At 31.6% G+C, this 5,339-nt stretch carries 5 protein-coding genes; all 5 read left to right on the plus strand.

Annotated elements, in window-relative coordinates:
• The first annotated feature begins 598 nt into the window (after positions 1 to 598).
• The 5 genes from ACIQZG_RS24260 to ACIQZG_RS24280 all read left to right on the plus strand — a co-directional run bounded on the left by ACIQZG_RS24260 (position 599) and on the right by ACIQZG_RS24280 (position 5,032).
• Complete coding sequence (locus ACIQZG_RS24260; RefSeq protein ID WP_402758696.1) at positions 599 to 961, plus strand: DUF4181 domain-containing protein; 363 nt, start codon at positions 599 to 601, stop codon at positions 959 to 961.
• 441 nt (positions 962 to 1,402) lie between these two features.
• Complete coding sequence (locus ACIQZG_RS24265) at positions 1,403 to 1,933, plus strand: RNA polymerase sigma factor (RefSeq protein WP_402758698.1); 531 nt, start codon at positions 1,403 to 1,405, stop codon at positions 1,931 to 1,933.
• Positions 1,923 to 2,954 carry a DUF4179 domain-containing protein gene (locus tag ACIQZG_RS24270; protein ID WP_402758700.1) on the plus strand — a complete coding sequence of 344 codons (1,032 nt, stop codon included), beginning with the start codon at positions 1,923 to 1,925 and terminating at the stop codon, positions 2,952 to 2,954. The genes ACIQZG_RS24265 and ACIQZG_RS24270 overlap by 11 nt, the downstream gene beginning before the upstream one ends.
• Before the next feature lie 152 nt (positions 2,955 to 3,106).
• A complete protein-coding gene (locus ACIQZG_RS24275) occupies positions 3,107 to 3,973 on the plus strand; it encodes an ornithine carbamoyltransferase (RefSeq protein WP_402758702.1) in 867 nt (288 codons plus the stop codon).
• Positions 3,974 to 4,192: 219 nt separating this feature from the next.
• Complete coding sequence (locus ACIQZG_RS24280) at positions 4,193 to 5,032, plus strand: YwqG family protein (protein ID WP_402758704.1); 840 nt, start codon at positions 4,193 to 4,195, stop codon at positions 5,030 to 5,032.
• Positions 5,033 to 5,339: the final 307 nt, after the last annotated feature.

The following is a 5,339-nucleotide window of genomic DNA, read 5'->3' on the forward strand; positions in this document are numbered from 1 at the left end:
TGAAAACATTGTGCAGATTTCTTCGAGAGTATGACGACCTTCCTCTAAATATTGAAGTGCTAAAATTTTTACATCTGGTGAAAATGATTTTTTAGGCATGAAAAAACTCCCCATTTAATAAACAGATTTTATTTTTTAATCTGTCTACCTAATAGGGAGCATATCAATATCAACGTTCCGTGGCTTTTTCTATGAACACTATTTATACAGCTTTTTATGCACGTTAGTAGAAACCGATTAATAGTAATGGTTTAGTGCCATTTTGAGTAAGCTGCTTTCTTGGCGTTACTGAATAAATCGTGCATATTCTTGTCGTTGTATACCTGCATTTTTAATCGTTCCTATATTTTAACTACTGGGGCTTTAGTTGAAGGACGATATTCCACAATCGGGCGCTTTCCTGGAATAAGGAAAGTGCTTTTTTCATTAAAGGGCCATATTGTGGAATAACCTTTCACGTGAATTGGATATTTATGTTAGAATATAGATGAGTTTGTGAAGGATTGCACTTAAACTAACGAGGCAGTTTAATACAATAATGGAACTGGGAAAAACTGGGTTATAATAAAAGGTACAATGGCATAATCGGGGGATATATGTGCAAATTTTATTATTTATCGTTGTTATTACAATTTTATTTTTCATATTAGAAAAAGTGCTAGATAAATTATTTGGTATAGAAAAGAAAAAGATTTCGGATACACCAGCTAAAAATTTTAACCGATGGGGGCGTTGTATTCTTTTAGTTATCTTTTTATGTATGCTTCCATTTTTTTATACAAATGAAACGAATATTAAATGGTATTGGATATTCTATATTACTAGTTTATTGTGTTTTCAGGCTATTTTAGAGTGGAAGTACTTAAAGGATTCTAAACAATATATTAAAACAATAATTTTTTTGATTTTATATGAAATAATGATGTTTAATATTGATTATCTTTTTTCATTCTTTAACTAAGATAAATTTGAGAAATTGGTATGATGTTGTGACATAGTGTACTTCAACTAAACTTGCTAATATTTTGTGAAGAATTACACTTTAACTCCCATGAAAGAACGTAATAATCTTTCATTTTATGTGGTGTAGCGTAGATTTTACGCGACATGGATGGCTAACGGGTGCTTTAGTTCAATAACGATTTTCAACAATCGGGCGCGATTCTGTAACAAGGATTAGCGCTTGTTTTCATTAAAGGGCCATTATCTTGAATAATCTATTACTGAAAATATTGTGATTAAAGAATAATAAACAAGAAATAACCTTTCAAAAAAGTACAATCCCAATGAGGATTAGTGCTCTTTTCACATTTTTAAAAGATATTTTATTCCATGCAACCAATTGATACACTTCTATATCTAATACATTGAAAAACAAAACAGTAAGTAAGGGGGTGTCTAGATGGGATCATTAAAAACTTTAGTCAAAAAGGCAAAAAAGGGCGATGGGGAAGCATTCGTTTCACTTGTAAAGCAATACGAAGATGTATTGTATCGGACTGCTAGTAGACTGTTGAACAATGATGAAGATGTAGCTGATGCAATGCAGGATGCTATTATATTAGCTTATGAAAAATTACACACTCTAAAAAACGATGAGTACTTTAATACTTGGATTTGTAAAATCCTAATTAATAAATGTAACAGCTTACTCAATAAGAATAAAAATGCTTTGGGGATTAATGAACATTTACTCTTTGAAAAAGGAAATGATGAATTTCAAAAAATCGAATTAGAGGATGCACTTAATAGTTTAAATGAAGCCTATAAGTTGGCGTTAATTTTATACTATATTGTTGGATTGAATGTTAAAGAAATCAGTGAATTTTTAAAGGAACCTGAAGGGACTATTAAATCTAGGCTTTCTAGAGCCAAATCGATATTACGAAACAACTATTATAAAAATGAAGGAGTGATGGTATATGAAAAATAGCTTTGAAAAAGAGTTCAATCAGATTATGAGCGAAGATAAAGAAATACCTGTCAAAGTAAGAAAAACTTTGGATCAATCCTATGATATTATTCGGGCTAAATCAAAAAAGAAAAAAGTCAATTTCATTTGGAAAAGAGTAGCTGCTGCTGCTTGCGCTCTTATTATAACTGGTGTGGTTATTACAAATGAAAACGTAATAGCTAGTATAAGCGAATTCTTTAACTTTGGAGATAAGGGCATAGAACAAGCCATAAATAATGGGTTTATACAAAAAAATAATAGTTCAGTTACCAATCAAGGTATACAAATAACGCTAGATAATCATTTATCGGACGCGAATAAAGTAGGATTTAGTTTTCAATTAGAATTTGAAGATCCTTCGATTTTAAAAAAGGTAAGGGAAGTTTCACTGGATTACCGATTAAAAAACGGGGATGGTGAATACATATTTGAATTTATCCCAGATACCAAACCATTGAAGGGCGGCAATAGATATTTATCTGGTTTAGACGTTCGTAATCCAATGTTGGATGTAAAAACGGGGCGAATTCAATATGATGTGTTAGCCCATTCTAATGAAGGGGTCATTCCTACTTTAAAAGATGCTGTAGTAGAAGTGGAAAGTGTCAATGTTTTCTATAATACTGGAAATTTCAAAAAAATTGATGGGAATTGGGGGCTGTCACTTGCTAATAAAAATAAAGAAAAATCAAATGAAATTATTCAGTATGCCATGAAAAATCAGTCATCTGTCATTCAAGTTGCAAAAGCTGACGCAAATCCAACCTCGTTAAATCTAACATTTTCATTGGATGGGATATATGAAAATGAAAATGATTTCATGGATATGAAAATCGTAGATGAAGATGGGAATGAATATGGAACAACTAGTTATAGTATGAGTACCCAAAATAACAAAACGGTTATTTCAACAAACTTCCAGATAACTTCTTATAGCAAATCTAAAAAGCTAAACCTAATTATAGAAGGTATAGGGGAAGTGGAACTGTTAAGAAAATAGACGGAATAGGTACACCGCAATCGGGCGCTTTCCTGGAATAAGGAAAGTGCTTTTTTCTTTAAAGGGCCAGATTGTTGAATAACACTAAACAAGATAATTGGATAATTGGATAATTGTGTTAAAATATGTATAAAACTAAATGGGGTGTTCATTTGAATTTACTAAGTATAAATGAATTGACTGAACAACAAGTGGTTGAAATTTTCGACTTATCCAGAAAGTTAAAACATCAAGATAATACGGATGTTTTAAAGGGGAAAAATTTCGTTTTGTTTTTCCCTGAATCCAGTTTAAGAACAAGAATAACTTTCGAAAAAGGGATAAAAGATTTGGGCGGAGAAACAATACTATTTCCTCCAGAAAGCTTAGATAAAAGAGAAGAGTTGGAGGATGTTATACACTATATCTCTAATTGGGCAGATGGCGTAATTGTAAGACATGCAGATTGTACAAAGGTTCAAGAGTTATCAAGGTATGCATCAATCCCAATAATAAATGCCATGACTTCGGAAAATCACCCCTGTGAGATTTTATCTGACCTGTTTTCGATAAGTGAAAGAAATAGCAATTTTAAAGAGTTAGTTTATACATTTATTGGTTCGAAGAGTAATATTTCAAGTTCTTGGAAAAGTATTGCAGAGTTAATGAATCTTAAGTTTAATCAAGTTTGTTTTAAAGGGTTTGAGTTAGGACCGGACACTCGGAATTATAAATTTCACACTGAACTTGAACCTATTTTATCGGTAAGCGATATAGTTTTAACCGACTCTTTGTCAAGTGATTTAAAAACAGAAAATTACATAAATAAGTATCAAATTACTTTAGAAAGAATGAAATTAGCTAATCGAAATGCAATGTTAAATCCATGTCCACCATTTTTTAGAAACGAAGAAGTAAGTAGTGATGCAATCTCTTCAGAGTACTTTGTTGGATATGAATTTAAGAAGGATTTATTATTTGTTCAACAGGCAATAATCTTGTTTTGCTTAGGGATTAAGCTTGAAAGAATGATAAAGTAAACTGGTTCTTCCTAATCAATCGAGGCAATAGTGAGAGAACATTGCCCTTTAAGATTATTTTGAAATCGAGTCTTCCGTTAAAGGGCCATATTATTGAATATCAATGGTTTTAAGAAAGGTACCAACTGCGCTTTTGGATTATTTTTAACAATTTTAGAAGGATGATGTTTTAAATTGGAGAATATGTATGGATATAAGTAATAATATGGAGGCATAAAAATGGATTTAAATAAAGTATTGGATGAGATGAATAAAAACGCTATAAAGCTAGAATTCAAAATTAATAACAAAGTTGACATACCTATAGGAACATCAAAATTTGGTGGAAATCCAGATGTTCCTAAAGATTTTGAATGGTTTTATTTTAGCGGTGAAGATTTCAATGGAGTAACTAAAAAACGTCCGTTGAGTTTCCTAGTACAAATTAATTGTGAGGAAATCAATAAGTATGATGAAGGTAGTTTACTACCGTCAAAAGGCATTCTTTATTTTTTTTATGAGCTATCGACTATGACTTGGGGGTATGACCCTAAAGATAAGGGGAGTGCAAAGGTTTATTATTTTGATGGGGATGTTACAGAATTAACGAGAACAAATTTCCCTAATGATATGGAAGACGATTTTAAGTTCCCTGAAATACAACTTGGCTTTAGTAAAAAGTATGACCTACCTTGTTATGAGGAATTCACCGAACTATACAATTACGAAGATTGGGATCATTACGATCAAGTCAAATCAATTAAAGGTCATGAGGACGAAGAGACAGTTAGTAAATTATTAGGCTATTCTGATTTGATTCAGGGTGGAATGCTACTTCAATGCGAGCAAGTTACTAATGGAATTTACTGTGGAGATACACCGGAAATTACACCCGAAGAACTTAAAAAGTTCAAAGGAAATTGTGACCAATGGCAGTTATTATTCCAGCTGGATACAGTGACAACAAATGATTTTGAATTAATGTTTGGAGATTGCGGTAGGATTTATTATTATATAAAGAAAGAAGATTTGAAAAAATGTAAGTTTGATGATTGTTGGTTGATTTTGCAATGTAGTTAATTGGAATATAACTAATTATCAGTTGTAGTAGGTTCATATTATATTATTATTGTCCATTAAACTTTAAACATTTATTCAATTAAAGGGCGCGATTCTGTAACAAGGATCAGCGCTTGTTTTCATTAAAAGGCCATTTAATTGAATAACACTTCTAAATTAAAAATAGGATTTTATGTTAATCTTGATGTGAGTTTGTGAAACAATGTACTTAAGCTAACGGAGCAGCATTCCTGTTTGAAGGATGTTCGAGGTCTTGAAAGAGAAAGAGCCCTCTAGTATGATGCATGAGTGTCAACGACCATTGACC

This window comes from Lysinibacillus sp. NPDC096418, assembly GCF_044762775.1.
In the GTDB taxonomy this organism is placed as follows: domain Bacteria; phylum Bacillota; class Bacilli; order Bacillales_A; family Planococcaceae; genus Lysinibacillus.